Source organism: Streptomyces rubradiris, assembly GCF_016860525.1.
GTDB classification, from domain to species: Bacteria; Actinomycetota; Actinomycetes; order Streptomycetales; family Streptomycetaceae; genus Streptomyces; species Streptomyces rubradiris.
The window spans coordinates 1,621,400-1,647,397 of the sequence record NZ_BNEA01000001.1; the positions used below are offsets into that span (position 1 = coordinate 1,621,400).

General features: G+C 71.9%; 19 protein-coding genes and 1 tRNA gene. 12 read left to right on the plus strand and 8 right to left on the minus strand.

The window, feature by feature from the left end:
- Window positions 1–4 precede the first annotated feature (4 nt).
- Window positions 5–943, minus strand: a complete 939-nt coding sequence (locus Srubr_RS07540; RefSeq protein ID WP_189996670.1) for a PAC2 family protein — start codon at window positions 941–943, stop codon at window positions 5–7.
- A 195-nt stretch (window positions 944–1,138) separates the two neighbouring features.
- Here Srubr_RS07540 and Srubr_RS07545 point away from each other — a divergent pair, with 195 nt between their 5' ends.
- Window positions 1,139–2,137 carry a right-handed parallel beta-helix repeat-containing protein gene (locus Srubr_RS07545; protein WP_189996669.1) on the plus strand — a complete coding sequence of 333 codons (999 nt, stop codon included), beginning with the start codon at window positions 1,139–1,141 and terminating at the stop codon, window positions 2,135–2,137.
- Window positions 2,138–2,278: 141 nt separating this feature from the next.
- Here Srubr_RS07545 and rpsA read toward each other — a convergent pair whose 3' ends face one another.
- Window positions 2,279–3,775: a 30S ribosomal protein S1 gene (gene rpsA, locus Srubr_RS07550; RefSeq protein WP_030792463.1), complete on the minus strand. Its 1,497-nt coding sequence runs from the start codon at window positions 3,773–3,775 to the stop codon at window positions 2,279–2,281.
- 366 nt (window positions 3,776–4,141) lie between these two features.
- Here rpsA and Srubr_RS07555 point away from each other — a divergent pair, with 366 nt between their 5' ends.
- The gene (locus tag Srubr_RS07555) at window positions 4,142–4,978 is read left to right on the plus strand and encodes a class I SAM-dependent methyltransferase (protein WP_189996734.1); all 837 of its coding nucleotides are present in this window, start codon (window positions 4,142–4,144) and stop codon (window positions 4,976–4,978) included.
- Between the two features lie 168 nt (window positions 4,979–5,146).
- The gene (gene hrpB / locus Srubr_RS07560) at window positions 5,147–7,657 is read left to right on the plus strand and encodes an ATP-dependent helicase HrpB (protein ID WP_189996668.1); all 2,511 of its coding nucleotides are present in this window, start codon (window positions 5,147–5,149) and stop codon (window positions 7,655–7,657) included.
- On the opposite strand, the gene Srubr_RS07565 is transcribed toward hrpB, so the two are convergent.
- From Srubr_RS07565 to Srubr_RS07575, 3 genes are all read right to left on the minus strand, one after another.
- Window positions 7,647–8,639, minus strand: coding sequence for a PorA family protein (locus Srubr_RS07565; protein WP_189996667.1), 993 nt, complete (start codon window positions 8,637–8,639; stop codon window positions 7,647–7,649). The genes hrpB and Srubr_RS07565 overlap by 11 nt on opposite strands.
- Before the next feature lie 26 nt (window positions 8,640–8,665).
- A complete protein-coding gene (locus Srubr_RS07570) occupies window positions 8,666–8,800 on the minus strand; it encodes an SPW_0924 family protein (protein ID WP_189752364.1) in 135 nt (44 codons plus the stop codon).
- A gap of 183 nt (window positions 8,801–8,983) precedes the next feature.
- Entirely contained in the window at window positions 8,984–10,753 is a 1,770-nt protein-coding gene (locus Srubr_RS07575; protein WP_189996666.1) for a lytic transglycosylase domain-containing protein, read from the minus strand.
- 316 nt (window positions 10,754–11,069) lie between these two features.
- Here Srubr_RS07575 and Srubr_RS07580 point away from each other — a divergent pair, with 316 nt between their 5' ends.
- Complete coding sequence (locus Srubr_RS07580; RefSeq protein WP_189996665.1) at window positions 11,070–11,930, plus strand: DUF4184 family protein; 861 nt, start codon at window positions 11,070–11,072, stop codon at window positions 11,928–11,930.
- Here Srubr_RS07580 and Srubr_RS07585 read toward each other — a convergent pair.
- Together Srubr_RS07585 and polA are read right to left on the minus strand one after the other, a co-directional pair.
- Complete coding sequence (locus tag Srubr_RS07585) at window positions 11,848–12,249, minus strand: hypothetical protein (RefSeq protein WP_189996664.1); 402 nt, start codon at window positions 12,247–12,249, stop codon at window positions 11,848–11,850. The two genes, Srubr_RS07580 and Srubr_RS07585, sit on opposite strands and share 83 nt — an antisense overlap.
- A gap of 268 nt (window positions 12,250–12,517) precedes the next feature.
- Window positions 12,518–15,244: a DNA polymerase I gene (polA, locus tag Srubr_RS07590; protein ID WP_189996663.1), complete on the minus strand. Its 2,727-nt coding sequence runs from the start codon at window positions 15,242–15,244 to the stop codon at window positions 12,518–12,520.
- Between the two features lie 316 nt (window positions 15,245–15,560).
- On the opposite strand from polA, the gene Srubr_RS07595 reads away from it, so the two are divergent.
- From Srubr_RS07595 to Srubr_RS07625, 7 genes are all read left to right on the plus strand, one after another.
- Entirely contained in the window at window positions 15,561–17,873 is a 2,313-nt protein-coding gene (locus Srubr_RS07595) for an FdhF/YdeP family oxidoreductase (RefSeq protein ID WP_189996662.1), read from the plus strand.
- Between the two features lie 49 nt (window positions 17,874–17,922).
- Window positions 17,923–18,414, plus strand: coding sequence for a PaaI family thioesterase (locus tag Srubr_RS07600; RefSeq protein WP_189996661.1), 492 nt, complete (start codon window positions 17,923–17,925; stop codon window positions 18,412–18,414).
- A 983-nt stretch (window positions 18,415–19,397) separates the two neighbouring features.
- Entirely contained in the window at window positions 19,398–20,627 is a 1,230-nt protein-coding gene (locus Srubr_RS07605) for a branched-chain amino acid ABC transporter substrate-binding protein (RefSeq protein WP_189996660.1), read from the plus strand.
- Between the two features lie 114 nt (window positions 20,628–20,741).
- Window positions 20,742–21,671, plus strand: a complete 930-nt coding sequence (locus tag Srubr_RS07610) for a branched-chain amino acid ABC transporter permease (RefSeq protein ID WP_189996659.1) — start codon at window positions 20,742–20,744, stop codon at window positions 21,669–21,671.
- 6 nt (window positions 21,672–21,677) lie between these two features.
- Window positions 21,678–23,501, plus strand: coding sequence for a branched-chain amino acid ABC transporter permease (locus Srubr_RS07615; protein WP_189996658.1), 1,824 nt, complete (start codon window positions 21,678–21,680; stop codon window positions 23,499–23,501).
- Between the two features lie 5 nt (window positions 23,502–23,506).
- On the plus strand, window positions 23,507–24,343 hold the full coding sequence (locus tag Srubr_RS07620; RefSeq protein ID WP_229926741.1) for an ABC transporter ATP-binding protein: 837 nt from the start codon (window positions 23,507–23,509) through the stop codon (window positions 24,341–24,343).
- The gene (locus Srubr_RS07625) at window positions 24,343–25,059 is read left to right on the plus strand and encodes an ABC transporter ATP-binding protein (RefSeq protein ID WP_189996657.1); all 717 of its coding nucleotides are present in this window, start codon (window positions 24,343–24,345) and stop codon (window positions 25,057–25,059) included. Before Srubr_RS07620 ends, Srubr_RS07625 begins: the two co-directional genes overlap by 1 nt.
- Window positions 25,060–25,126: 67 nt before the next feature.
- Here the strand turns inward: Srubr_RS07625 and Srubr_RS07630 are convergent, their stop codons facing one another.
- Window positions 25,127–25,786, minus strand: a complete 660-nt coding sequence (locus Srubr_RS07630) for an ANTAR domain-containing response regulator (protein ID WP_030783645.1) — start codon at window positions 25,784–25,786, stop codon at window positions 25,127–25,129.
- A 94-nt stretch (window positions 25,787–25,880) separates the two neighbouring features.
- On the opposite strand from Srubr_RS07630, the gene Srubr_RS07635 reads away from it, so the two are divergent.
- Window positions 25,881–25,964 (plus strand) — tRNA-Leu (locus Srubr_RS07635).
- Window positions 25,965–25,998: the final 34 nt, after the last annotated feature.

Consider the following 25,998-nt stretch of genomic DNA (forward strand, 5'->3'; position numbering starts at 1 on the left):
CCGCTCAGTTGTCGCCCTCCCGCTCCGCCAGGAACTTCTCGAACTCCCGCCCGATCTCGTCGGCCGACGGGATCTCCACAGGTTCGGCCAGCATGTTGCCGCGGGTCTCGGCGCCCGCCGCCGCGTCGTACTGGTGCTCAAGTCCCTGGACGAGTGCGGTCAGTTCCTCGTCGCCCTCCCGGATCTGCCGGTCGATCTCGGTCTGCGTGCGGTGGGCGTCCGTGCGCAGCGCGTGGGCCACGCCGGGCAGCACCAGGCCGGTGGCGGCCGTGACGGCCTCCAGGACGGTCAGCGCGGCGTCCGGGTACGGGGAGCGGGCGATGTAGTGCGGGACGTGCGCGGCGACGCCCAGGACGTCGTGGCCGGCCTCCATGAGGCGGTACTCGACCAGCGACTCGGCGCTGCCGGGCACCTGTGCCTCGTCGAAGGGGCTGCGGTGGCCGGGGACGAGGTCGGTGCGGTTGCCGTGCGGGGTCAGGCCCACCGGGCGGGTGTGCGGGACGCCCATGGGGATGCCGTGGAAGTTCACGGACAGGCGCACGCCGAGCCGTTCCACGATCTGCCGCACCGCCGCCGCGAACCGCTCCCACTCCACGTCCGGTTCGGGGCCGGACAGCAGCAGGAAGGGGGCACCGGTGGTGTCCTGGACGAGGCGGACCTCGATGGCCGGGGTCTCGTAGCCGGTCCAGCGGTCCCGCTGGAAGGTCAGCAGGGGCCGGCGGGCCCGGTAGTCCACGAGCCGGTCGTGGTCGAACCGGGCCACGACCTGGTGGGGCAGTGAGTCGAGCAGCCGGTCGACGATCTGGTCGCCGGTCTCACCCGCGTCGATGTATCCGTCGAAGTGGTAGAGCATGACAAGGCCGGCCGACTCCTGGGCGAGCGCCATGTCCACCACGGCGAGGCCCTTCGGCTCCCATGCGTACAAACCCTGCGGATCAAGCACTGTGACCGCTCCTCCTCGTGTTCGTCATGGACAACGCGCCCCGGAACAGCGGAATTCCCGCCACATGCCGCTCGTCGGGGATCTCCTGCGGGGCCGACGCCTTGACGACCCGTCACCTGGTCCGTACCTTCACGGGCGACGAGTTCACGGTGACGACCGCCGTTCACGTAGGAGAAATACGGGAAGGCACTTCCGATGCGCATACGCACGCCGCTCACCTCCCTGCTCGCCACCGCCCTCGCCGCCGGCGGCCTGGCCCTGTCGGCCATGGGACCGGCCTCGGCCACCGGACCGGCGTCGGCCACGGGACCGGCCTCGGCAGCCGGGACCATCGAGGTCGCGACCGCCGCGCAGCTGAAGACCGCGCTCGCCGCCGCCCGGCCCGGCGACACGATCCGTCTGGCGGACGGCACCTACGCCGGCAACTTCAAGGCGACCACCCCGGCCACGGCCACCGCCCGGATCACCCTGACCGGCTCCCCGGACGCCGTGCTCACCGCCGCCGGCGGCTACGGACTGCACCTGAACGGCGCCTCCTACTGGACGGTCGACGGCCTGACCGTGACCGGCGGCCAGAAGGGCATCATGATCGACGCGGCCAGGGGCGTCGTCCTGGACGGTGTCACGGTGCACGGCCTGGACATGGAGGGCGTGCACTTCCGCAACTCCAGCGCGGACGGCGTGATCGAGAACTCGAGGATCTACGACACCGGGAACGACGGCCGGGGCATGGGCGAGGGCGTGTACGTCGGCACCGCGAACACGCTGTCCGACCGGAGCGACCGCGTGCGCATCCTGAACAACACGATCGGCCCGGACGTGGGCGGCGAGAACGTCGACATCAAGGAGGGCACGACCGGCGCGCAGATCATCGGCAACACCTTCGACGGCAGCGGCCTGACCGGCGCCAACTACGACGACTCGTGGGTCGACGTGAAGGGCAACGACGTCCTCGTCCAGGACAACACCGGCACCGCCACCACCAATGACGGCTACCAGACCCACACCCAGCAGCCCGGCTGGGGCTGCGGCACGGTCTTCAAGGGCAACAAGTCGACCCTGACGGGCGCGACGGGCGCGACCCGTCTGGCGATCAACGTCACCAACTACAGCGCCACCTGCCCGGCCACGGTCCACGGCAGCAATACGGTGACAGGCGGTAACGGACTGACCAACGTCCAGGTGACACCCTGAGGGGCGCGGGGAACCGCGCGACGAGCCACGACGGACCTGCACCCGGACGGGGACCGCACCCGCCCGGAGAAAACCCTGAGGGGCCGCACCTCGAAAGGTACGGCCCCTCAGCGACTATCGGCTAAGCCTCAGCGGCAGCGATCAGCTCTGGCCGCCGGCCAGCTTCTCGCGCAGTGCGGCCAGCGCCTCGTCCGAGGCCAGGGCACCGGAGGTGTCCGCACCCTCGGAGGAGTACGAACCGCCACCCGCGGCCGGAGCCGCACCGGCGGCGTCGCCACCCTCGGCAGCGGCCTGGGCGTCCGCCTCGCGGGACTTGATGACCTGCTGCTGGTGCTGCTCGAAGCGGGACTGCGCCTCGGCGTACTGGCGCTCCCACTCCTCGCGCTGCTTCTCGTAGCCCGGCAGCCAGTCGTTGGTCTCCGGGTCGAAGCCCTCGGGGTAGATGTAGTTGCCCTGGTCGTCGTAGGACGCGGCCATGCCGTACAGGGTCGGGTCGAACTCGACCGCCGTCGGGTCGGCACCGAAGGACTCGTTGGCCTGCTTCAGCGAGAGGCTGATGCGACGGCGCTCGAGGTCGATGTCGATGACCTTGACGAAGATCTCGTCGTTGACCTGGACGACCTGCTCCGGGATCTCCACGTGGCGCTCGGCCAGCTCGGAGATGTGGACCAGACCCTCGATGCCCTCGTCCACGCGGACGAACGCACCGAACGGCACCAGCTTCGTGACCTTGCCGGGCACGACCTGGCCGATCTGGTGGGTGCGGGCGAACTGCTGCCACGGGTCTTCCTGGGTCGCCTTCAGCGACAGGGAGACGCGCTCGCGGTCCATGTCGACGTCGAGGACCTCGACGGTGACCTCCTGGCCGACCTCGACGACCTCGGAGGGGTGGTCGATGTGCTTCCAGGACAGCTCGGAGACGTGGACCAGACCGTCGACGCCACCCAGGTCCACGAAGGCACCGAAGTTGACGATCGAGGAGACCACACCGGAGCGGACCTGACCCTTCTGGAGGGTCGTGAGGAACGTCTGGCGGACCTCGGACTGGGTCTGCTCCAGCCAGGCACGGCGGGACAGGACCACGTTGTTGCGGTTCTTGTCCAGCTCGATGATCTTGGCCTCGAGCTCCTTGCCGACGTACGGCTGGAGGTCGCGGACACGGCGCATCTCGACCAGGGAGGCCGGCAGGAAGCCACGGAGGCCGATGTCGAGGATGAGACCACCCTTGACGACCTCGATGACGGTACCGGTGACGATGCCGTCCTCTTCCTTGATCTTCTCGATGGTGCCCCAGGCACGCTCGTACTGGGCGCGCTTCTTCGAGAGGATCAGGCGGCCTTCCTTGTCCTCCTTCTGGAGGACCAGGGCCTCGATCTCGTCGCCGACGGCCACGACCTCGTTCGGGTCGACGTCGTGCTTGATCGAGAGCTCGCGGCTCGGGATGACACCTTCGGTCTTGTAACCGATGTCGAGCAGGACCTCGTCCCGGTCGACCTTCACGATGACGCCGTCGACGATGTCGCCGTCGTTGAAGTACTTGATCGTCTCGTCGATCGCTGCGAGGAATGCTTCCTCGTTACCGATGTCGTTGACCGCTACCTGCGGGGTGGTGGCGGTGGTCTCGGTGCTGCTCGTCATGTGGGAAAGGGCTCCGGTACGGACATTGAAGTCGTAGGTACTGCTTACGCCGGGAGCCCGTTTCGCTCTGCAGAAGCCGGACAGCCAAGGAAGCGCCCCACCATTGCTGGCGATGGCGCCTCGACAACCGAGGGGACATACAACAGATGCGAGCGCAGCCTGCTACGTCTGAGGTGCGCAGGCCCGCAGCGCAACTTGTAGCATACGGGGGCAGCCGGGCAGGGTCAATGCGCGACGGCGGACACCCGGGGCGGATCGCCGCATATCCGGCGGAGAAGATGCGTCAACAGGCCGCACGGAGCCGTGGGAACCCTCCCATGCGGGCCCCTCCGGCGGGCTGGACGGAAGAGTACGACGAGGGAGCCGATCATCCAAGAGCCGGAAGGGCACGCGCCCCAGCGGTCCGAAGGGTTCGAGCCGGAGGCCACCCGGCGCGACGCGGACGTCACGGAAAGCACACGGGCCAACCGGGGCTGGTGGGACCGGAACGCGGACGAGTACCAGACCGAACACGGCACCTTCCTCGGCGACGACCGCTTCGTGTGGGGCCCGGAGGGCCTGGACGAGGTGGAGGCCGGGTTGCTCGGCCGGCCGGAGGAGCTGAAGGGCAAGGACGTCCTGGAGATCGGCGCGGGCGCGGCGCAGTGCGCGCGCTGGCTGGCCGCCCAGGGTGCGCGGCCGGTGGCCCTGGACCTCTCCCACCGCCAGCTCCAGCACGCGCTGCGGATCGGCGGGGCCTTCCCGCTGGTCTGCGCCGACGCCGGCGCGCTGCCCTTCGCGGACGGCGCCTTCGACCTGGCGTGCTCCGCGTACGGGGCGCTGCCGTTCGTGGCCGACCCGCGGCTGGTGCTGCGTGAAGTGCACCGGGTGCTGCGGCCGGGCGGACGGTTCGTGTTCTCGGTGACGCATCCGATCCGCTGGGCGTTCCCGGACGAGCCGGGCCCCGAGGGCCTGTCGGTGTCCGCCTCCTACTTCGACCGCACGCCCTACGTGGAGCAGGACGAGCACGGCCGCGCGGTGTACGTGGAGCATCACAGGACGCTCGGCGACCGGGTGCGGGACATCGTGGCGTCCGGCTTCCGGCTGGTGGACCTGGTGGAGCCGGAGTGGCCGGCGTGGAACACCTCCGAGTGGGGTGGCTGGTCGCCTATGCGCGGGAACCTGATCCCGGGCACGGCGATCTTCGTGTGCGAGCGGGACTGAAGCCGTCCGAAAACGGCCCGCGGGAGTCGTCTGATCACCGCCCGTGTTCATGAGGACCCCGTGCGCGCGTGGAGACCGCAGTCCGGCACAGCTCCAGGGGCTCGTCTTCGGTCGTGGGCGGCACGCGCGCGTGGGGGGCCGTTTTCCTGTCGTACGACACTGGGGGGCGTGATCCGTTACGACGCTCTGGACGCGCTGCCCGTGCGCTCCGCCCTGCCCGCCCTGACCGACGCCCTGGAAGGCGAGGGGGCCGCAGTCCTGGTGGCGCCGCCCGGCACCGGCAAGACGACTCTGGTGCCGCTCGTGCTCGCGGGGCTGGTGGGCGACGGTCCCGCGCGGCGGGTCGTGGTGGCCGAGCCGCGGCGGATCGCGGCGCGGGCGGCGGCCCGCCGCATGGCGTGGCTACTGGGCGAGCGGCCCGGCGAGAGCGTCGGCTTCACGGTGCGCGGCGAGCGGGCGGTGGGGCGGCACACGCGCGTGGAGGTCGTGACGACCGGTGTCCTGCTCCAGCGGCTCCAGCGCGACCAGGAGCTGGCCGGGGTGGACGTGGTGGTCCTGGACGAGTGCCACGAACGGCATCTGGACGCCGACACGGTGGCCGCGTTCCTGTGGGACGTGCGGCAGGCGCTGCGGCCGGAGCTGCGGCTGGTGGCCGCGTCGGCGACCACGGACGCCGAGGGGTGGTCGCGGCTGCTCGGCGGGGCGCCGGTGGTGGAGGCGGCGGGGGTGGCGCATCCGGTGGAGGTGGTGTGGGCGCCGCCGGCCCGTCCGCTGCGGCCGCCGCACGGGATGCGGGTGGATCCGGCGCTGCCGGCGCATGTGGCGTCGGTGGTGCGGCGGGCGCTGGCCGAGCGGGACGGGGACGTGCTGTGCTTCCTGCCCGGGGTGGGCGAGATCGCGCGGGTGGCGGGGCTGCTCGGGGACCTCGGCGGGGTGGAGGTGCTCCAGGTGCACGGGCGGGCTCCGGCGGCGGTACAGGACGCGGTGCTGTCGGCCGGGGAGCGGCGCCGGGTGGTGCTGGCGACGTCCGTGGCCGAGTCGTCGCTGACCGTGCCCGGGGTGCGGGTGGTGGTCGACTCTGGGCTGGCCCGGGAGCCGCGGGTGGATCACGCGCGCGGGCTGAGCGGGCTGACCACCGTGCGGGCCTCGCGGGCGGCCGGGCGGCAGCGGGCGGGCCGGGCCGGGCGTGAGGCGCCGGGGGTGGTGTACCGGTGCTGGACGGAGGCCGAGGACGGCCGGCTGCCGGCTTTTCCGGCGCCGGAGATCAAGGTGGCCGACCTGACCTCGTTCGCCCTTCAGGCGGCCTGCTGGGGCGATCCTGACGCCTCCGGGCTGGCGCTGCTCGATCCGCCGCCGGGCGGGGCGATGGCGGCGGCCCGCTCCGCGCTGACGGCGGTCGGCGCGGTGGACTGTGCCGGGCGGGCCACGGAGACCGGCGCGCGGCTGGCCCGGCTGGGCGTGCACCCCCGGCTGGGGCGGGCGCTGCTGGACACGGGCGGGGACGGGGCGCCGGTGGTGGCGCTGCTCTCCGAGGAGGTGCCGCGGGAGTACGGCGACGACCTGGCGGGCGCGCTGCGGCGGGCCCGGGCCGGCGGTGACGCCTATGGCGCGCGGTGGGCGGCGGAGGTGCGGCGGCTGCGCGCCGTCGCGGCCGGGTCCGCCCAGCCCGCGCGGGACGGGGCCGTCCGGGTCGGTCCGGACACCGGCGACGACCGGCTCGCCGGACTGGTCGCCGCCCTCGCGTTCCCCGAGCGGGTGGCCAGGCTCGACGGAGGGTCGTACCTCATGGCGTCCGGGACCCGGGTCGAACTGGCCGAGGGCTCGGGGCTGCGGGGGGCGCCGTGGATCGTCGTCGCCGTCGCCGACCGGCCCGCGGGCAAGGGGCACGCGCGCGTGCGGCTCGGCGCGGCCGTCGACGAGGACGTGGCGCGGGCCGCCGCCGGGGCCCTGCTCGGTGCGCGGGACGAGGTGCGCTGGGCCGGCGGGGACGTCGTGGCCCGGCACGTCGAGCGGCTGGGGGCGATCGAGCTGGCCGTGCGCCCCCTGAAGGACGCCGGCGCCGCCCTCGTACGCGCCGCCCTGCTCGACGGCCTCCGGGAGGAGGGGCTCGGACTGCTGCGCTGGTCGCCGGAGGCGCTGGGGCTGCGGCAGCGGCTGGCGTTCCTGCGGGCGCACCTCGGGGAGCCCTGGCCGGACGTGTCGGACGATGCGCTCCACGCGCGCGTGGACGAGTGGCTGGAACCGGAACTGGGCCGGGCCCGGCGGCGGGCCGATCTCGCCCGGATCGACGCGGGCCAGGCGCTGGCCCGGCTGCTGCCGTGGGCGAGCGGGGACGCGGCCCGGCTGGAAGAGCTGGCGCCCGAGCGGATCACCGTACCGAGCGGGTCCAGGGTCCGGATCGACTACCGCGATCCGGAGCGGCCGGTGCTCGCCGTGAAGCTCCAGGAGCTGTTCGGGCTGCGGGAGACGCCGGCCGTGGCGGGCGTGCCGCTGCTGGTGCACCTGCTCTCCCCCGCCGGGCGGCCCGCCGCCGTGACGGCCGACCTCGCCTCCTTCTGGGCGGACGGCTACCGGGCCGTGCGGGCGGAGCTGCGCGGCCGGTACCCCAAGCATCCGTGGCCCGAGGACCCGGCGACCGCCGAGCCCACCCGGCACACCAACGCGCGGCTCAGGCGCTGACCGGCGCGGCCTTACCGGGCCGGGCGGGCGCCGGGCCCCGGGGGCGCCGGGCGCGGGCCTCCAGCCAGAGGGAGAGGGCGAGGAGCAGGACGCCGAGGCCGAGGGAGCCCCAGGGGGCGTACGAGGTGAGGGCCAGGACGAGGGTGCGGTTGTGCTTGACCATGGCGACCGTGTGGGTGATGTAGTCCTCGCGCATCTTCACGTGCCCGGCGAACGCGGTGACCTTGGCGCGGCCGCCGAGCAGGGTGCCGCCGCGCAGTTCCTCCCGGTGGATCTCCTCGCCGTAGACCGGCGCTCCGGTGACCGGTTCGACCCAGAACCTGCGGACCGTGGAGTACCAGCGGGTGGTGCCGGTCGCGGCGACGGTCTCGGGGGTGATGCCCCGCACGGGCATGGTCTTCGGCATGCGGACCTTGGTCCAGGGGACGGTCTGCTCGAAGCAGTAGACCGTCAGGCCGCGGAAGGACCGGGTGCCCCGGTAGTGGATGGGGCCGGCGGCGCGGGTCTGGGCGTCGAAGTACCGGTAGTCCCGTTTCCTCGTCAGGAAGGGCCATTTGAACTCGATGCCCTCGCGCCGGACCGGGTCGCCGTCGACCGTCTCGCCGGTGGCGTGCACGGGGTCCTGGCTGTGGGCGTCGAAGATGTACCTTTCGGGCACCTTGGAGACCATCTTGCCGTCGGGGCCCTGGACGTAGGACAGGCTGTCCCAGACGACGACCGGCCGTCCCGCCGTCCTCTCGATCCGCCGCGCGGCCTCCACGTCGCCCTTGAGGGTCTGCACGATGGTGACCTTGGGGACCTTCTTCGCGCGCATGGTGCCGTAGTCGAGGAGGGTGGCGTCGCGGGCCTCCAGGACCATCGCCTGGTACTGGTGGGCGGGGACGCGGGCCAGACGCGGGAAGGCGTACCAGCGCAGCAGCGGGGCCAGCGCGGCGCAGCACACGGCGCAGGCGAGCAGGACCAGGCTTGCCGTGCGGCGCATGGCGGCTCCCTCCCGGACGGGCGCGGCTAGGGGTGTGCCGGCACCGTCGTCAGCAGCGGTTCGGGGGATGTCCGGCCCGACGGCCGGCCCAGCGCGCTGATCGCGAGGACCAGGGCGAACGCGAGGGCGAGACCGGTCGCGGCGGCGATCAGGGCGCGCATGCGGGGCCTCCCGGCGGACGGTCGTGGCCTGACTGGACTGGCCGGCCGCCCGCGGCTGCTGACGGCCCGTCAGGTCCGGCACCGTAGCAACACGCGGGCGAGATGAGAACAGCGCCGCGGGCACGAACGAGGGCGCCCTCCCCGGCGAGCGGGGAGGGCGCCCTGGTGGTGTGCCGCGCGGCGTCAGGAGGAGGCGGACGCGTCGGGGGCGGGGCTGTCCGAGGAGGTGGACGGGTCCGGCGTGGGAACGGCCGGGGAACCGGCTGCTTCCACCGTCAGCGGGACGGTGAGCGTCGCGCCGCCCGCGGTGGTGACGCGGAGCAGGAAGGTGCCGGCGGTGTCGTCGGCGTACAGCTTGGGCAGCGTGAGCAGGCCGTTCGCGTCCGTCCGGAGGCCGGTGAGGGAGCGTACGGGCTTTCCGGTGGCGTCCTTGAAGTAGGGGCCCTTGTCGTTCGCCCTGGCGTCGATGAGGGACTTGACCAGGGTGGCGGTGACCGCGACCTTGCCCGCGGCGGCACCCCGGTACGTCGCCTTCACCTGCACCTGCTCGGCGAATTCCGCGCCCGCGGCGCAGATCAGCGGGTCGGTGCCGGTGCGGGCCAGGGCGTCGGCGACGCGCTCGGTGACGGTCGCCGTGTAGTCGACGCCCTTGACCTGGCGGCCCACCACGGCGGCGGTGACCTTGAAGTCGCCCGTCTTCTCCCCGGCCTGGAGCGGCGGGGCGAGCGCGACGCCCTTGGCGTCGGTGGCGACCGTCGCGACGGTCTCGCCGTTCGCGAAGGTGGCGTCGGTGTCACCGGTGAGCGTGAACCTGATCCTGACCTTGGCGACGGACTTGCCGACCTTGGTCTCGGCGCGCACCCCGATCCGCTCGGTGAAGGCGTCGCCGGTCATCGCGGTGAGCTTCCCGGTGCCCGTGCCCGTCAGGTGGTCCACGAGGTCGGTGGGCGTCCCCGGGGTCGTCGGCGGGGGCGTGGGCGGGACCGGCGGCTTCGAAGGCTCGGGCGTCTCCTTGCCGCCGTTGCCCCCGTGCTCGTTGCCGGGCTTGTGGGGCTTGGGGGCCGGCTTGGTCGTCGGCGGCCGCGTCGGGCGGGGGGACGGGGACGGGACGCGCCGGGTGCCCTCGTCGCTGCGGTGCTCCGGGACGCCACCGGTGCCGTCGGGGATGGTGTGGGTGCCCTTGCGGTAGTACTCCATCCAGTTCAGGACCAGGTCGAGATAGTCCTGCGAGTTGTTGTAGCTGAGGATCGCGCTGTGCAGGTCGGCCTCGCGGGACAGGTCCCAGTCGTTGCGGCACAGGTAGTGGCCCGCGGCGAGCGCGGCGTCGTAGATGTTGTTCGGGTCCTTCTTGCCGTCGCCGTTGCCGTCACGGCCGGCCCAGGCCCAGGTGGACGGGATGAACTGCATGGGCCCGACGGCCTGGTCGTACGTGCTGTTGCCGTCGTACGCGCCGCCGTCGGTGTCCGGTATGAGGGCGAAGCCGTTGCCGTCGAGCTGCGGACCCAGGATCCGGTGCAGGGTGGTGCCGTCGGCGTCGACCTGCCCGCCGCGGGCCTGCCCGGACTCGACGTTGCCGATGGCGGCCAGCAACTGCCAGGGCATGTTGCAGCCGGGCTTGGAGGTGCGCAGTTCGGCCGCGGCCTTCTTGTAGGCGTCGAGGACCGTCGCCGGAATGCCGGCCTCCGCGTCTCCCCGGGAGACGGGTGTCCCGACGGGGGCCGAGGGGCTGGGCGCGGGGCTCTTCAGCGGTGGAAGGTCCGTGTAGTACGGGGAGTTGCCGGTGGCGCCGCCGATGCCGTCCGGTACCGAGTCCGTGGCTCCGGCCGTCGTGGGTCTGTTGTCCTCGCCGGCCACTCCCGGAGCCTGGGACGCGGACAGAGCCGCGACCGCCGCCGCGGCCACGGCGGTGCTCGCCGCTCCCTTGCGCAGTCGCCTGCCGATATGCGCCGCCATAGAGTGAACCCCTCCCGTGGACGCCCGCGCGTCCGTCTCCGTCGCTGCCTGCCTCGCTCTGGTGTGACGGTTGACCCGGTGCTCTGGTTGCCCCTGTTCCGCCGTCGCGTCCGAGCGCCGTGTGTCACCGTGCGCCCGGCAAGGGACCCTGGTGACCCTACGACAACTTGTTGTGGACGGGCACGCGTTGGTACCCGAAGTTCACCGGTCGGCCAACCCCGGTTGTCACACGGACCCTTCCAGCGGCGTCGCGGATACTGGCCGGATCCGGTCACCGGCGGTCCCGTACGGGCCGGCGTACGCTCAGGAGGCTCTGTTGCCGTTCACGCTCAGCCATGCGGCGGCGGTGCTGCCCGCGGTCCGCCGGGACGGCGGCGGGCGGGGCCGGCTGGTACCCGCCGTGCTCGTGGCCGGCTCCTGCGCGCCCGACCTGCCGTACTACGCGGCCGATGTCCTGCCGGGTGGAATGGGGTTCGGCTCGGTCACGCACGCGTTCGCCGCAGTCGTCACGGTCGATGTGCTCCTCGCCTGGGCGCTCGCGGGGCTGTGGCTACTGGCCCGGGAGCCGTTGCTGGCGCTGCTGCCGCGGGCGTGGCAGGGGCGGCCGGCCGTCCTGCTCGGCTGCCGGGCGCCCCGCGGGCGCGTGCGGGGCGCGTCGGTGGTCCGGTGGTACGCCTCCGCGGTGCTCGGCGCGCTGACCCATGTGGTGTGGGACGCGTTCACCCATCACGACCGGTGGGGTACGCGGCTGATCCCGGCCATCGGACGGGCCCGTCCGGCGGGCGTGCCGCTGTACACCTGGCTGCAGTACGGGTCGTCGGCGGCGGGCGCCGTGCTGATCGTGGTGTTCCTGGTCCGGGCGCTACGGCGGCTGCCCGGTGGGGCGCCCGTGGGAGTGCCGGTGCTGTCCGTACGGGACCGGTGGTGGGCGCTGGCGGTGATCGGGGGCTGCGCGCTGGCGGGGGCGGTGCAGCGGACGGCCCACTGGCGGGAGCGTGGCGGTACGGGGGCGCGGCCGTGGGACCTGGTGCCCACCCTGTGTTTCGGGGTGGGCGCGGGGCTGGTGCCGGGGCTGCTGGTGTACGCCGTGGGGGTCAGGGTCTGGCGTCCGGCCGCTGGTCGCGGGGGTGACGGTGGGGTGGTCGGTGCGGGCCGGGGGCGTTCGGTCTCGCGGTGAGGGGTGCGACGAAGACCGTGAGCTTGTTCCGGGGGCGCGCTCTGGGGAGCAGGGCGAGCGCGAGGGCGAGGTAGCCGCGGGCCAGGTCGGACCACTGGCGCCAGTCGGGGACGCGGGCGGGGCGGGCGGTGAGCCCGCGGCCGAGGCCCTTGGTGACGGTGCGGACGGTCGTGGCCAGGTCGGCCGGGATGCGGGCGGTGCTTGCGCCGGCCGCGAGGGCCGGGACCGGCGCGGCGGGCGCGGCCTGCGCCGAGGCGACACCCGCCCAGGCCCCGGCGACTGCCTCGGGCGTCCGGCGGTGAAGCATGCGTATACCCATGCCCGCAGTGTTGCGGCTGCGGACGGTGGGGGGCGTTTTGACGGGGGCCACGAGAGTGACGGGCCCTCCGGGGGTTGGGCGGGGCGCAGGGGGCGAGGGCCGCTTTCCGGGTGGCGGCTGGGCTGGGCTGTGCTGCCGCTCTTCCGCCGCTCTCGGTGACGGTCGGGCGGTGTCCCGGCGGGCGGCCGGTGCCGCGGCGGAGAGGGGCACCGAGCGGAGCGCGAAGGCTCTGGTCGGTGCGGGGCGCGCTCTCCGCCGCCCGGCGGGGTCAGTGGGCCGCTGATTCCCAGTCCGGGCCGACGCCGACCGAGACGTCCAGGGGGGCCCTCAGCTGGACGGCGTTCGCCATCTCCCGGCGGACGATCTCCTCCGTGACCTCCCGCTCGCCGGGGGCGATCTCCAGGACGATTTCGTCGTGGACCTGGAGCAGCATGCGGGACTTCAGGTCCGCCGCCCGCAGCGCGCCGTCCACCTTCAGCATGGCGATCTTCACGATGTCCGCCGCCGTGCCCTGGATGGGCGCGTTCAGGGCCATGCGCTCGGCCGCCTCGCGGCGCTGGCGGTTGTCACTGTTGAGGTCGGGCAGGTAGCGGCGGCGGCCGAAGAGCGTCGCCGTGTAGCCCGTGGCGCGCGCCTCGTCGACCGCCCGGCGCAGGTAGTCCCGCACCCCGCCGAAGCGTTCGAAGTAGGCGTCCATCAGGGCACGGGCCTCGCCCGCGTCGATGTTCAGCTGCTGGGAGAGGCCGAACGCGGACAGACCGTAGGCGAGGCCGTACGACATCGCCTTGATCTTGCGGCGCATCTCCGCGTCCACCGCCTGCGGCTCGACCCCGAACACCTGGGACGCGGCCGTGGTGTGCAGGTCCTCGCCGGAGGTGAACGCCCGGATCAGGCCCTCGTCCTCGGAGAGGTGGGCCATCACGCGCAACTCGATCTGGCTGTAGTCCGCGGTCATCAGGGACTCGAACCCCTCGCCGACCACGAAGCCCCGGCGGATCGCCCGGCCCTCGTCGGTGCGCACGGGGATGTTCTGCAGGTTCGGGTCGGTGGAGGACAGGCGTCCGGTCGCGGCCACCGTCTGGTTGAACGTGGTGTGGATGCGGCCGTCGCCCGCGATGGTCTTGATCAGGCCCTCGACGGTCACCCGGAGCTTCGCCTGCTCACGGTGGCGGAGCATGATCACGGGCAGTTCGTTGTCGGTCTGGGTGGCGAGCCAGGCCAGGGCGTCGGCGTCGGTGGTGTAACCGGTCTTGGTCTTCTTGGTCTTCGGCAGCGCCAGCTCGCCGAAGAGGACCTCCTGGAGCTGCTTGGGCGAGCCCAGGTTGAACTCGCGGCCGGCCGCCGCGTGCGCCTCCTTCACGGCCTGCTGCACCGCGCCCGCGAACATCTGCTCCATCGCTTCCAGGTGCGCCCGGTCGGCGGCGATGCCGTGCCGCTCCATGCGGGCGAGCAGCGCGGAGGTGGGCAGTTCCATGTCCTGGAGCAGGTCGGCGGCGCCGACCTCCCTCAGGCGGCCCTCGAACGCCTCGCCCAGGTCCAGGACCGCGCGGGCCTGAACCATCAGCGCCTCCGCCTCGGCGCCCTCGTCCGCGCCGAAGGCCAGCTGACCGTCGGCAGCGGCGGCGGGGGTCAGCTCGCGGTGCAGGTACTCCAGGGACAGCGCGTCCAGGTCGAAGGAGCGGCGGCCGGGCTTGACCAGGTACGCGGCGAGCGCGGTGTCCATGCCGACGCCCTCGACGCGCCAGCCGTGCTCGGCGAAGACCCGCATGGCGCCCTTGGCGTCGTGGAACACCTTGGGCCGGCCGGCGTCGGCCAGCCAGGCGGCGAACGCGTTCTCGTCGGCCTCGTCCAGCTCGGACGGGTCGAACCAGGCCGCCGGTCCCCCGGGCGCGGCGAGCGCGACCTCGGCGACCGAGCCGGTGCCCAGGGCCCAGGTGTCGACGGTGGCGACGCCCAGCGGCCCGGCGGTGTGTTCGGCGAGCCAGGGGGCCAGCTCGCCGGTGCGCAGGATTCTGCCGTCGATCTCGACGCCGTCGGCGGTGACCGGGGCGGTCTCGGTCTCCTCCGTGCCGGGGTCGACGGCGAAGAGACGCTCGCGCAGGGACGGGTTGCGGATCTCCAGGGTGTCGAGGACCATCGCCACGGCCTTGCGGTCGTACGGGGCCCGCTCCAGGTCGGCGACCGTCCTGGACAGCTCGACCTGCCGCTCCAGCTCGGTGAGGACGCGGTTGAGCTTGACGGACTCGAGGTGGTCCCGGAGGTTCTGGCCCGCCTTGCCCTTGACCTCGTCGACCCGCTCGACCAGCTCGGCGAAGGAGCCGAACTGGTTGATCCACTTCGCTGCGGTCTTCTCGCCGACGCCGGGGATGCCGGGCAGGTTGTCGGACGGGTCGCCGCGCAGGGCCGCGAAGTCCGGGTACTGGGCGGGCGTCAAGCCGTACTTCTCGAAAACCTTCTCCGGGGTGAACCGGGTCAGCTCCGAGACGCCCTTCGTCGGGTACAGCACGGTGATGTTCTCGGTGATCAGCTGGAAGGAGTCGCGGTCGCCGGTGACGATCAGCACCTCGAAGCCCTCGGCCTCGGCCTGGGTGGCGAGGGTGGCGATGACGTCGTCCGCCTCGAACCCCTCGACGGCGAAGCGCGGGGCGTGCATGGCGTCGAGGAGCTCGCCGATCAGCTCCACCTGGCCCTTGAACTCGTCGGGGGTCTTGGAGCGGTTCGCCTTGTACTCCGTGAACCGCTCGGAGCGCCAGGTCTTGCGGGAGACGTCGAAGGCCACCGCGAAGTGCGTGGGCGCCTCGTCACGCAGGGTGTTGGCCAGCATCGACGCGAAACCGTAGATCGCGTTCGTCGGCTGGCCGGTCGCGGTCGTGAAGTTCTCCGCGGGCAGCGCGAAGAACGCGCGGTAGGCCAGCGAGTGCCCGTCCATGAGCATCAGCCGGGGACGGGAGCCGCCGGGGGTCTTGTCGGTCTGCTTCGGTGCTGTCTCTGCCACGTCACCGATCCTGCCACGAGCCACTGACAACCCGGACCGCCCGCCCGCGGCCGGTATGGTCCCGGACACGGCGAGCGGCGCCGTGCGCCGTCCCACGCGAAAGCCGTGCGCCGTCCCTCGCGAAAGCCAGGCGCCGTCCCCCGCGAGAGAGGTGCGCCGTCCCCCGGTGAGCCGTCCCTCGGTAAAGAGCGGCGAAAGACACACCCCACCGCGGGCAATGGTCCCGGCCGTCGCCCGCCCGACCGGTGTCGGTGTCAGTGCCCCGTGGGAGGATCGGCAGCGGTACTTCTCACACGCAGTCGAAGGGGAGCGTGCGATGGCGACGAAGCCGCCCAAGGGTGATCCGGTCCAGGACGCGCCGCAGGTCGCGGAGCCGAAGCACGCGGCGGCGGGACTGCCCGCCATCCGGCACACGCTGGCCGTCGCCCAGCGGCAGATGGGGGTGAAGCGCACCGCTCTGACGCTGCTGCGCGTGAACCAGAAGGACGGCTTCGACTGCCCGGGCTGCGCCTGGCCCGAGCCGGACCACCGGCACACGGCCGAGTTCTGCGAGAACGGCGCCAAGGCGGTCGCCGAGGAGGCCACGCTGCGCCGGGTCACACCGGAGTTCTTCGCCGCGCACTCCGTCGCCGACCTGTCCGGCCGCAGCGGCTACTGGCTGGGCCAGCAGGGCCGGCTCACCCACCCCGTGTACCTGCCCGAGGACGGCACGCACTACGAACCGGTCTCCTGGGAGCGGGCCTTCGACATCATCGCCGAGGAGATCGCCGCCCTCGGCTCCCCCGACGAGGCCGTCTTCTACACCTCGGGCCGCACCAGCAACGAGGCCGCGTTCCTGTACCAGCTCTTCGCGCGCGAACTGGGCACGAACAACCTGCCGGACTGCTCGAACATGTGCCACGAGTCGTCCGGGTCGGCGCTCGGCGAGACCATCGGCGTCGGCAAGGGCAGCGTCCTGCTGGAGGACCTCTACCAGGCCGATCTGATCATCGTCGCGGGCCAGAACCCCGGCACGAACCATCCGCGCATGCTCTCCGCGCTGGAGAGGGCCAAGGCGAACGGCGCGAAGATCATCAGCGTCAATCCGCTGCCCGAGGCGGGCCTGGAGCGCTTCAAGAACCCGCAGACGCCCCAGGGCATGCTCCGGGGCGCCGCCCTGACCGACCTGTTCCTGCAGATCCGCATCGGCGGCGACCAGGCTCTCTTCCGGCTCCTGAACAAGCTGATCCTGGAGGCGGAGGGCGCGGTCGACGAGGAGTTCGTCCGCGAGCACACCCACGGCTTCGAGGAGTTCGCGGCGGTCGCGCGGGCCGCCGACTGGGACCAGACGCTGGCCGCGACCGGCCTCACGCGCGCGGAGATCGAGCGGGCCCTGGGCATGGTCCTGGCCTCCGAGCGGACGATCGTGTGCTGGGCCATGGGTCTCACCCAGCACAAGCACTCGGTGCCGACCATCCGGGAAGTGGTCAACTTCCTGCTGCTGCGCGGCAACATCGGCCGCCCGGGCGCGGGCGTGTGCCCGGTGCGCGGCCACAGCAACGTCCAGGGCGACCGCACCATGGGCATCTTCGAACGGCCCGCCCCGGCCTTCCTGGACGCCCTGGAGAGGGAGTTCGGGTTCGCGCCCCCGCGCGAGCACGGCTTCGACGTCGTACGGGCCATCCGCGCGCTGCGCGACGGCCGGGCGAAGGTCTTCTTCGCCATGGGCGGCAACTTCGTGTCCGCCTCCCCCGACACCGAGGTCACCGAGGCGGCCATGCGCCGGGCGCGGCTGACCGTGCACGTGTCGACCAAGCTCAACCGCTCGCACGTGGTCACGGGCGCGCGGGCGCTGATCCTGCCCACCCTGGGCCGGACCGAGCGCGATGTGCGGGCCGGCGGGGAGCAGTTCGTGACGGTCGAGGACTCCATGGGCATGGTGCACGCCTCGCGCGGGCGCCTGGCCCCCGCGAGCCCGCACCTGCGCTCCGAGCCGGCCATCGTCTGCGGCCTGGCGCGCCGGGTGCTGGGCGAGCGCAGTGTCGTGCCGTGGGAGGAGTTCGCCGAGGACTACGGGGCGATCCGTGACCGCATCGCGCGCGTGGTCCCCGGTTTCGAGGACTTCAACGCGCGCGTGGCCCGGCCCGGCGGCTTCGCGCTGCCGCACGCGCCGCGTGACGAACGGCGTTTCCCGACCGCCACGGGCAAGGCCAACTTCACCGCGGCGCCGGTGGAGTACCCGGCGCTGCCCGAGGGCCGGCTGCTGTTGCAGACCCTGCGCTCGCACGACCAGTACAACACCACGATCTACGGCCTGGACGACCGTTACCGGGGCATCAAGGGCGGGCGCCGGGTGGTGCTGGTGCACCCCGAGGACGCCCGCGCGCTCGGGTTCGCCGAGGGCTCGTACGTCGACCTGGTGAGCGAGTGGCAGGACGGGGTGGAGCGGCGGGCGCCCGGCTTCCGGGTCGTGCCGTATCCGACGGCCCGGGGATGCGCGGCGGCGTACTACCCCGAGACGAACGTGCTGGTGCCGCTGGACGCGACGGCCGACACCAGCAACACCCCGGCCAGCAAGTCCGTCGTCGTACGTCTCGAAGCCCACACCGGGGACGCGGGCGGCCGTCTGGAACAATCGGCGGCCGAGTGAGCGTTTGCTCAGCGAGCAGAGTGGTGTACGACGGACGGAGCCGGGCCCCATGGGTGAGCAGCAGCAAGTGAAGTTCCCGCAGCAGGTCATCGACGAGTACTCCGCGCTCGGCGTGGACTTGCCCGCCCTGTTCTCGGCCGGGCACCTGGGCACCCGCATGGGCGTGCAGATCCTGGAGGCCTCGGCGGACCGGGTGGTCGGGACCATGCCGGTGGAGGGCAACACCCAGCCGTACGGCCTGCTGCACGGGGGCGCCTCCGCGGTGCTGGCGGAGACGCTGGGCTCGGTCGGCTCCATGCTGCACGGGGGCGTCTCCAAGATCGCGGTCGGGGTGGACCTCAACTGCACCCACCACCGCGGGGTCCGCTCGGGCCTGGTGACGGGCGTGGCCACGCCGGTGCACCGGGGCCGGTCGACGGCGACGTACGAGGTCGTGATCAGCGACGAGGAGGGCCGCCGGGTCTGCTCCGCCCGCCTGACCTGCCTCCTCCGGGAAGTCCGCCCGGGCGACGAGCCCCCCGCCCGGACCACCGCGAGCTGACCCGAGGCCCGCTTCCGAGGGGCAGGGGCCGCGGGCCGGGTCCACAAGCGGTACCCCATTCACCCCTCCGGAAGCGTCGCCCCGGCCCCGCTCCCCCTGGTGGCTTCGGCGCGGGGTCGGTGAGGTGGCCGCCGGCCGGGCGCGAGGACGCCGGAGCCCGGAGAGGGCACACGCGCGCGGAGTGGCGCACAGCCCGGTCAGCGGGTCGTGGCGGGAGTGGGGAGAGGACACACGCGCAGGGCACACGCGCGCGGGGCGGCGGACGAGGCCCCTACGCAACGCGGCCCGGCGGGCGGACCCGCGCGCCCCGGCCGCCCGGCGCGTCCGCCACCGGCGGCACGCCCTCGCCTGAACCGCCCTCCCGGAAAGCGGCGGCCTCCTCCACGCCACCCGGCCGCGCCAGCCGCCACCGCGCGCCGCTCGGCCGCCCGCGACGCGTCCCGCCCGGAGATCTGTCACCGGCCACGGAACCCGCAATTCCGTTCCGCGCCGAGGCGTGTTCCGTCCGCAAGATCACCGTAACGACGCACGTGACGAAATGCGGAAAAGCCCCCAGGAATGCCGGACTCCCTTTCCTTGCCGTAACCCTGCGTAATACGCGCGCAATATGGAGGCGGCGCTTCACCCGGGACCGAACCGCGCGGAGCATCTCTCCGAGGCGCCGGAAGTCACTTGTGGCAACAGTTCACGGTCATCAGCAAAACAGCCGACACCCCTGAATTGATCATGGCAGGTCCAGCGGGTTCTCGGAATGCGGACGGCGCGAATCAGCCTGAATTCCTCCTTCCCGCCCTCCGGGTACCGCTGTGCATTACGCCGTGTCATAACAAGAGAGTCACAGCCTCGGTCAGACACTCCTCCACGTTCCCCGCACACGCTTAGAGTCACCGCCAGTCACCGCGCCTTCGGTTTGTCAATTCAGCGCGGCGCGCGACTCCGCCGCGTCCATGGGGAAGCGGTTGTGCCTGGGGAAAGGACTGATCGTGCGTCAACGTTCGCTTATCGCCCTCACCGCCGCGCTGGCCGCGGGAGCGCTCACCCTCACCGCCTGCGGCTCGCGCGACAGCGGCGACGAGGGCTCCGGCAAGGACGGCGGCGGCACCGTCGTCATCGGCGTCGACGTCCCCCTGACCGGCGACCTGTCCGCCATGGGCCTCGGCATAAAGAACTCGGCGGACCTGGCCGCCAAGAACGCCAACAAGCGGAACTTCGTCAAGGGCGTCACCTTCACGACGGAGGCCCTGGACGACCAGGCACAGCCGTCCGCCGGCCAGCAGAACGCCTCCCGGTTCGTCTCCGAGAAGGAGGTCCTCGGCGTCGTCGGCCCGCTGAACAGCTCGGTCGCCGAGTCGATGCAGAAGGTCCTGGACGACGCCGGACTGGTCCAGGTCTCCCCGGCGAACACCGGCCCGTCCCTGTCCCAGGGGCCGAACTGGCAGACCAAGAAGGAGCGCCAGTACAAGGCCTACTTCCGTACCGCGACCACGGACGCGATCCAGGGCCCGTTCGCCGCCCAGTACGTCTTCAACACGGCCAAGAAGAAGAAGGTCTTCGTCATCGACGACAAGAAGACCTACGGCTCCGGCCTCGCCAGCACCTTCACCCAGGAGTTCAAGAAGCTCGGCGGCCAGGTGGTCGGCACCGAGCACATCAACCCCGACACGAAGGACTTCTCCGCCGTCGCCACCAAGGTGAAGAACTCGGGCGCCGAAGTCGTCTACTACGGCGGTGAATACCCGCAGGCCGGCCCGCTCAGCAAGCAGATCAAGGCTTCCGGCGCCAAGATCCCGCTCGTCGGCGGCGACGGCGTCAAGGACGACACCTACATGAAGCTGGCGGGCGCCGAGAGCACCGGCGACCTCACCACCTCCGTCGGCGCCCCGGTCGAGGATCTGCCCTCCGCCGAGCAATTCGTCTCCGACTACAAAGCCGCCGGCTACAAGGAGGGCTACTCCGCCTACGGCGGCTACGCCTACGACTCCGCCTGGGCGATCATCGAAGCCGTGAAGAAGGTCGTCGAGGCCAATGGCGGCGAACTCCCCTCCGACGCCCGCAAGAAGGTCACCGAGGCCATGCAGAGCGTGTCCTTCGACGGCGTGACCGGCAAGGTCTCCTTCGACCAGTACGGCGACGCCACCAACAAACAGCTGACCGTGTACGCCGTGAAGAACGGTGCCTGGGTTCCCGTCAAGTCCGGTACGTACACCGGCTGATCCCCGCGCCTGAACCTCTCGCGAGCCGCGCGGGGCGCTGTTTCCACCGGCGCCCCGCGCGGACCCGCATCCGGCCACATCCCTCGCACTTTCCGAACGCTCGGAGGACATGCGGTGAACGAACTGCCGCAGCAGCTGGTCAACGGCCTGCTACTGGGAGCCATGTACGGGCTGGTCGCCATCGGCTACACCATGGTCTACGGCATCGTCCAGCTCATCAACTTCGCCCACGGCGAGATATTCATGACCGGAGCCTTCGGCGCCCTCACCGTCTGGCTCTGGCTCCCCGGCGGCACCACCATGTGGATCGCCCTGCCGCTGATGATCGTGGGCGCCGTCATCGTCGCGGTCGCCATCGCCGTCGGGGCGGAACGATTCGCCTACCGGCCCCTGCGCACCGCCCCCCGCCTCGCCCCCCTCATCACCGCCATCGGCCTCTCCCTCGCCCTCCAGCAGGCGGTATGGGCCTGGTACCCGGAGGCGAAGTCCGCGCGCACCTTCCCGCAGATCTCCGGCGGACCCTTCGACATCGGCAGCGTCACCATCCAGACCGGCGACGTCTTCCTCGTCGCGGCGGCCCCCCTCTCCATGGCGGTCCTCGGCTACTTCGTGCTGAAGACCCGCACCGGCCGCGGCATGCAGGCCACCGCCCAGGACCCGGACACCGCCAAGCTGATGGGCGTCAACACCGACCGCATCATCGTGATCGCGTTCGCGCTCGGCGCCGCGTTCGCCGCGGTCGGCGCCGTCGCCTACGGCCTGAAATACGGCGAGATCAACTTCCGGATGGGCTTCATCCTCGGTCTCAAGGCGTTCACCGCGGCCGTCCTCGGCGGCATCGGCAACATCTACGGAGCCATGATCGGCGGCGTGGTCCTCGGCGTCGCCGAGACCCTGGCCACCGCCTACATCGCCGACATCCCCGGCATGGACAAGTTCGGCAGCCAGTCCTGGGCCGACGTCTGGGCCTTCGTACTCCTCATCCTCGTACTGCTGTTCAGGCCGCAGGGCCTGCTCGGCGAGCGCGTCGCGGACAGGGCGTGAGATTCGATGACCACACAGACCACCGCACCCGACACCCCCGGCGCCCACGAGGCCGACGCCCCGACCGGCCTGCTGCCCCTGCCGGAGAAGGCCGCCCGCGCCCTCGCCCTCGGCGGCAGCGTTCTCACGGCCCTGTCCACCTTCCTCGCCTGGACCTGGACCGCCGACTTCCCCGGCGACCTCACCGTCTACGGCTACCCCGGCGGCCTCCAGGTCCTCGTCCTCGTCGGCGCGCTCCTCGCCAGCCTCGTCGCCCTCGCCTCCTACGGGGTCAGGGGCCTGCGCCGGCTGGTACCCGCCGGAGCGGACCCGGCCCTGCGGCTCGCCACCCTGGCCGCCTTCGCCACCAGCTGGTACACGGTCCTCGCGATCAGCGCCGACCTCGGCGGACTCGTCAACCTCGAACCCGGTGGCTTCCTCGTCGCCCTGACCAGCCTCGCCGCCCTCGCCGGCGCCCTGGCCCTGCCCTTCCGGCGGCCCGAGCCCGACCCTGCCGACCCCGACGACACCGGCTGGGCGAGGACCAGGCACCGCCTCGCGCACGCGTGGGCGACCACCAAGGCCCTCTTCGCCGCCGACTCCCCCCGGCCCGTGCCCGCGCTGCCCTCCTACGCCGAGATCCTGATCATCATCGGGGTCCTCGCACTCGGCCTGACCGTCTTCACCTATGGCATCGGCACCGAGTACGACGAACAGTTCATCGGCTTCCTGATCACCGCGGGCCTCGGTTTCGCCGCCCTCAACAAGGCCGGCCTGATCACCCATGCCTCGCAGATCACCGCCCGGCATCAGAACATCACCATCTGCGGCGCCTTCGTCGCGGCCGCGCTGTTCCCCTTCACCCAGACCGACGACCAGTACGCCACCCTCGGCGTCTACATCCTGATCTTCGCCACCGTCGCCCTCGGCCTGAACATCGTCGTCGGCCTCGCCGGCCTTCTCGACCTCGGATACGTCGCCTTCCTCGGCGTCGGCGCCTACGCCGCCGCCCTGGTCTCCGGCTCCCCCAGCTCACCGTTCGGCGTCCACTTCCCGTTCTGGGCCGCCGTACTCGTCGGCGCCGCCGCCTCCCTGATCTTCGGCGTGCTGATCGGCGCCCCGACCCTGCGGCTGCGCGGCGACTACCTCGCCATCGTCACCCTCGGCTTCGGCGAGATCTTCCGCATCACCGCCAACAACCTCGACGGCACCTCCGGACCCGACATCACCAACGGCTCCAACGGCGTCTCCTCCATCCCCAACCTCGACCTCGGCTTCGACTTCGGTGCTCAGCACGACCTCGGCGGCTTCACCATCGGCCGATTCGCCAACTACTTCTTCCTGATGCTGATCATCACCGCCGTCGTGGTGCTGGTCTTCCGTCGCAGCGGCAACTCCCGCATCGGACGCGCCTGGGTGGCCATCCGCGAGGACGAGACCGCCGCGCTCGCCATGGGCATCAACGGCTTCCGGGTCAAACTCATCGCCTTCGCCGTCGGCGCCTGCCTCGCCGGACTCGCCGGCACCGTCCAGGCCCATGTCACCTACACCGTCACCCCCGAGCAGTACCTCTTCGCCGGCCCCATCCCGCCCAACTCCGCCTTCCTGCTCGCCGCGGTCGTCCTCGGCGGCATGGGCACCATCAGCGGCCCGCTGATCGGCGCCGCCCTGCTCTTCCTCATCCCCAACAAGCTCCAGTTCCTCGGCAACTACCAGCTCTTCGCCTTCGGCGTCGCCCTCATCCTGCTGATGCGGTTCCGCCCCGAGGGCCTCATCCCCAACCGGCGCCGCCAACTCGAATTCCACGAGGACGCCGAAGCACCCACCCTCCTGACGAAGGCGGGGGCCTGACCACCATGACCACCGACACCACCCGGGGCACCGCCCCCGACACCGCCGTCCCCGGCCCGACCGTCCTCGACGCCCGCGGCGTCACCATGCGCTTCGGCGGCCTCACCGCCGTACGCGGCGTCGACCTCACCGTGGGCGCCGGCGAGATCGTCGGCCTCATCGGACCCAACGGCGCCGGCAAGACCACCTTCTTCAACTGCCTGACCGGCCTGTACGTCCCCACCGAGGGCGAGGTCCGCTACCAGGGCACCGTCCTGCCCCCCAAGCCCTTCAAGGTCACCGCGGCCGGCATCGCGCGCACCTTCCAGAACATCCGGCTGTTCGCCAACATGACCGTCCTGGAGAACGTGCTCGTCGGCCGGCACACCCGCACCAAGGAGGGCTTCTGGTCCGCCGTACTGCGCGGCCCCCGCTTCCACCGCGCCGAACGCTTCTCCCGGCAACGGGCCACGGAACTCCTGGAGTTCGTCGGCCTCGCCGCCAAGGCCGAACACCTCGCCCGCAACCTGCCCTACGGCGAGCAGCGCAAACTCGAGATCGCGCGCGCCCTGGCCAGCGAACCCGGACTGCTGCTGCTCGACGAGCCGACCGCCGGCATGAACCCGCAGGAGACCCGCGCCACCGAGGAACTCGTCCTCGCCATCCGGGACATGGGCATCGCCGTCCTCGTCATCGAGCACGACATGCGCTTCATCTTCAATCTGTGCGACCGGGTGGCCGTCCTCGTACAGGGCGAGAAACTGATCGAGGGCGACAGCGCCACCGTCCAGGGCGACGAACGGGTGATCGCGGCCTACCTCGGCGAGCCCTTCGAGAACGCGCCCGGCAAGGAGGACGACTGATGACCGCACTGCTCGAAGTCGAGGACCTCCGCGTCGCCTACGGCAAGATCGAGGCCGTCAAGGGCATCTCCTTCACCGTCGAGGCCGGAGAGGTGGTCACCCTCATCGGCACCAACGGCGCCGGCAAGACCACCACCCTGCGCACCCTGTCCGGGCTGCTCAGGCCGGCCGGCGGGCAGATCCGGTTCGACGGCAGATCGCTGAGGAAGATCCCGGCCCACCAGGTGGTCGCCCTCGGCCTCGCCCACTCCCCCGAGGGCCGGCACATCTTCCCGCGCATGACCATCGAGGACAACCTGCGGCTCGGCGCCTTCCTGCGGAGCGACAAGCCGGGCATCGAGAAGGACATCCAGCGCGCCTACGACCTCTTCCCCATCCTCGGGGAGCGCCGCAAGCAGGCCGCCGGCACCCTCTCGGGCGGCGAGCAGCAGATGCTCGCGATGGGCAGGGCGCTGATGTCCCGGCCGAAGCTGCTGATGCTGGACGAGCCGTCCATGGGCCTGTCGCCGATCATGATGCAGAAGATCATGGCGACGATCGCGGAGCTGAAGGCGCAGGGCACCACGATCCTGCTGGTCGAGCAGAACGCCCAGGCGGCGCTCTCCCTCGCGGACCGGGGTCATGTCATGGAGATCGGCACCATCGTGCTGTCCGGGACCGGCCGGGACCTGCTGCACGACGAGTCGGTACGGAAGGCGTACCTGGGCGAGGACTGACCCCGCGGGACCGGCACGAGGCCCGCGCCCCTTCCCCGGGGCGCGGGCCTCGTCGCACCGGTCGTGCTCAGCCCTTCTTGGCCGCCTTCTTCTCCTCGTTGTCCGCGATGACCGCCTCGGCGACCTGCTGCATCGACATGCGGCGGTCCATGGAGGTCTTCTGGATCCAGCGGAAGGCGGCGGGCTCGGTCAGCCCGTACTCGGTCTGCAGGATGGACTTCGCCCGGTCGACCAGCTTGCGGGTCTCCAGCCGCTGGGTGAGGTCGGCGACCTCCTTCTCCAGCTGCCTCAGCTCGGCGAACCGGGAGACGGCCATCTCGATCGCCGGGACGACGTCGCTCTTGCTGAAGGGCTTGACCAGGTAGGCCATGGCACCGGCGTCCCGGGCGCGCTCCACCAGGTCGCGCTGGGAGAAGGCGGTGAGCATCAGGACGGGCGCGATGGACTCCTCGGCGATCTTCTCGGCCGCGGAGATGCCGTCGAGCTTGGGCATCTTCACGTCCAGGATGACCAGGTCCGGCTTGTGCTCGCGGGCCAGCTCGACGGCCTGCTCACCGTCTCCGGCCTCACCGACGACGGTGTACCCCTCCTCCTGGAGCATCTCCTTCAGGTCGAGCCGGATCAGGGCCTCGTCCTCGGCGATGACGACACGGGTCGTCAGCGGAGGCACGTGCGACTTGTCGTCGTCGGTCACGTCTACGGGCTGGGGCGACTCGGGGGCGGTCACTGAGGCTCCTTGATACGGGGCAGGGGCTCTGCTCCCAGAAGGGTACCTAGCTGCGGGGACAGGCGGTGAACCGGTACACTCCCGGAAGTGCCTCGCCGGGTTGGCGGAACAGGCAGACGCTGATGTCTCAAACACATCTGTCCGAGAGGACGTGCGGGTTCGAGTCCCGCACCCGGCACGCTCCGAAGTGGAGGATCACGTTCGCGTGATCC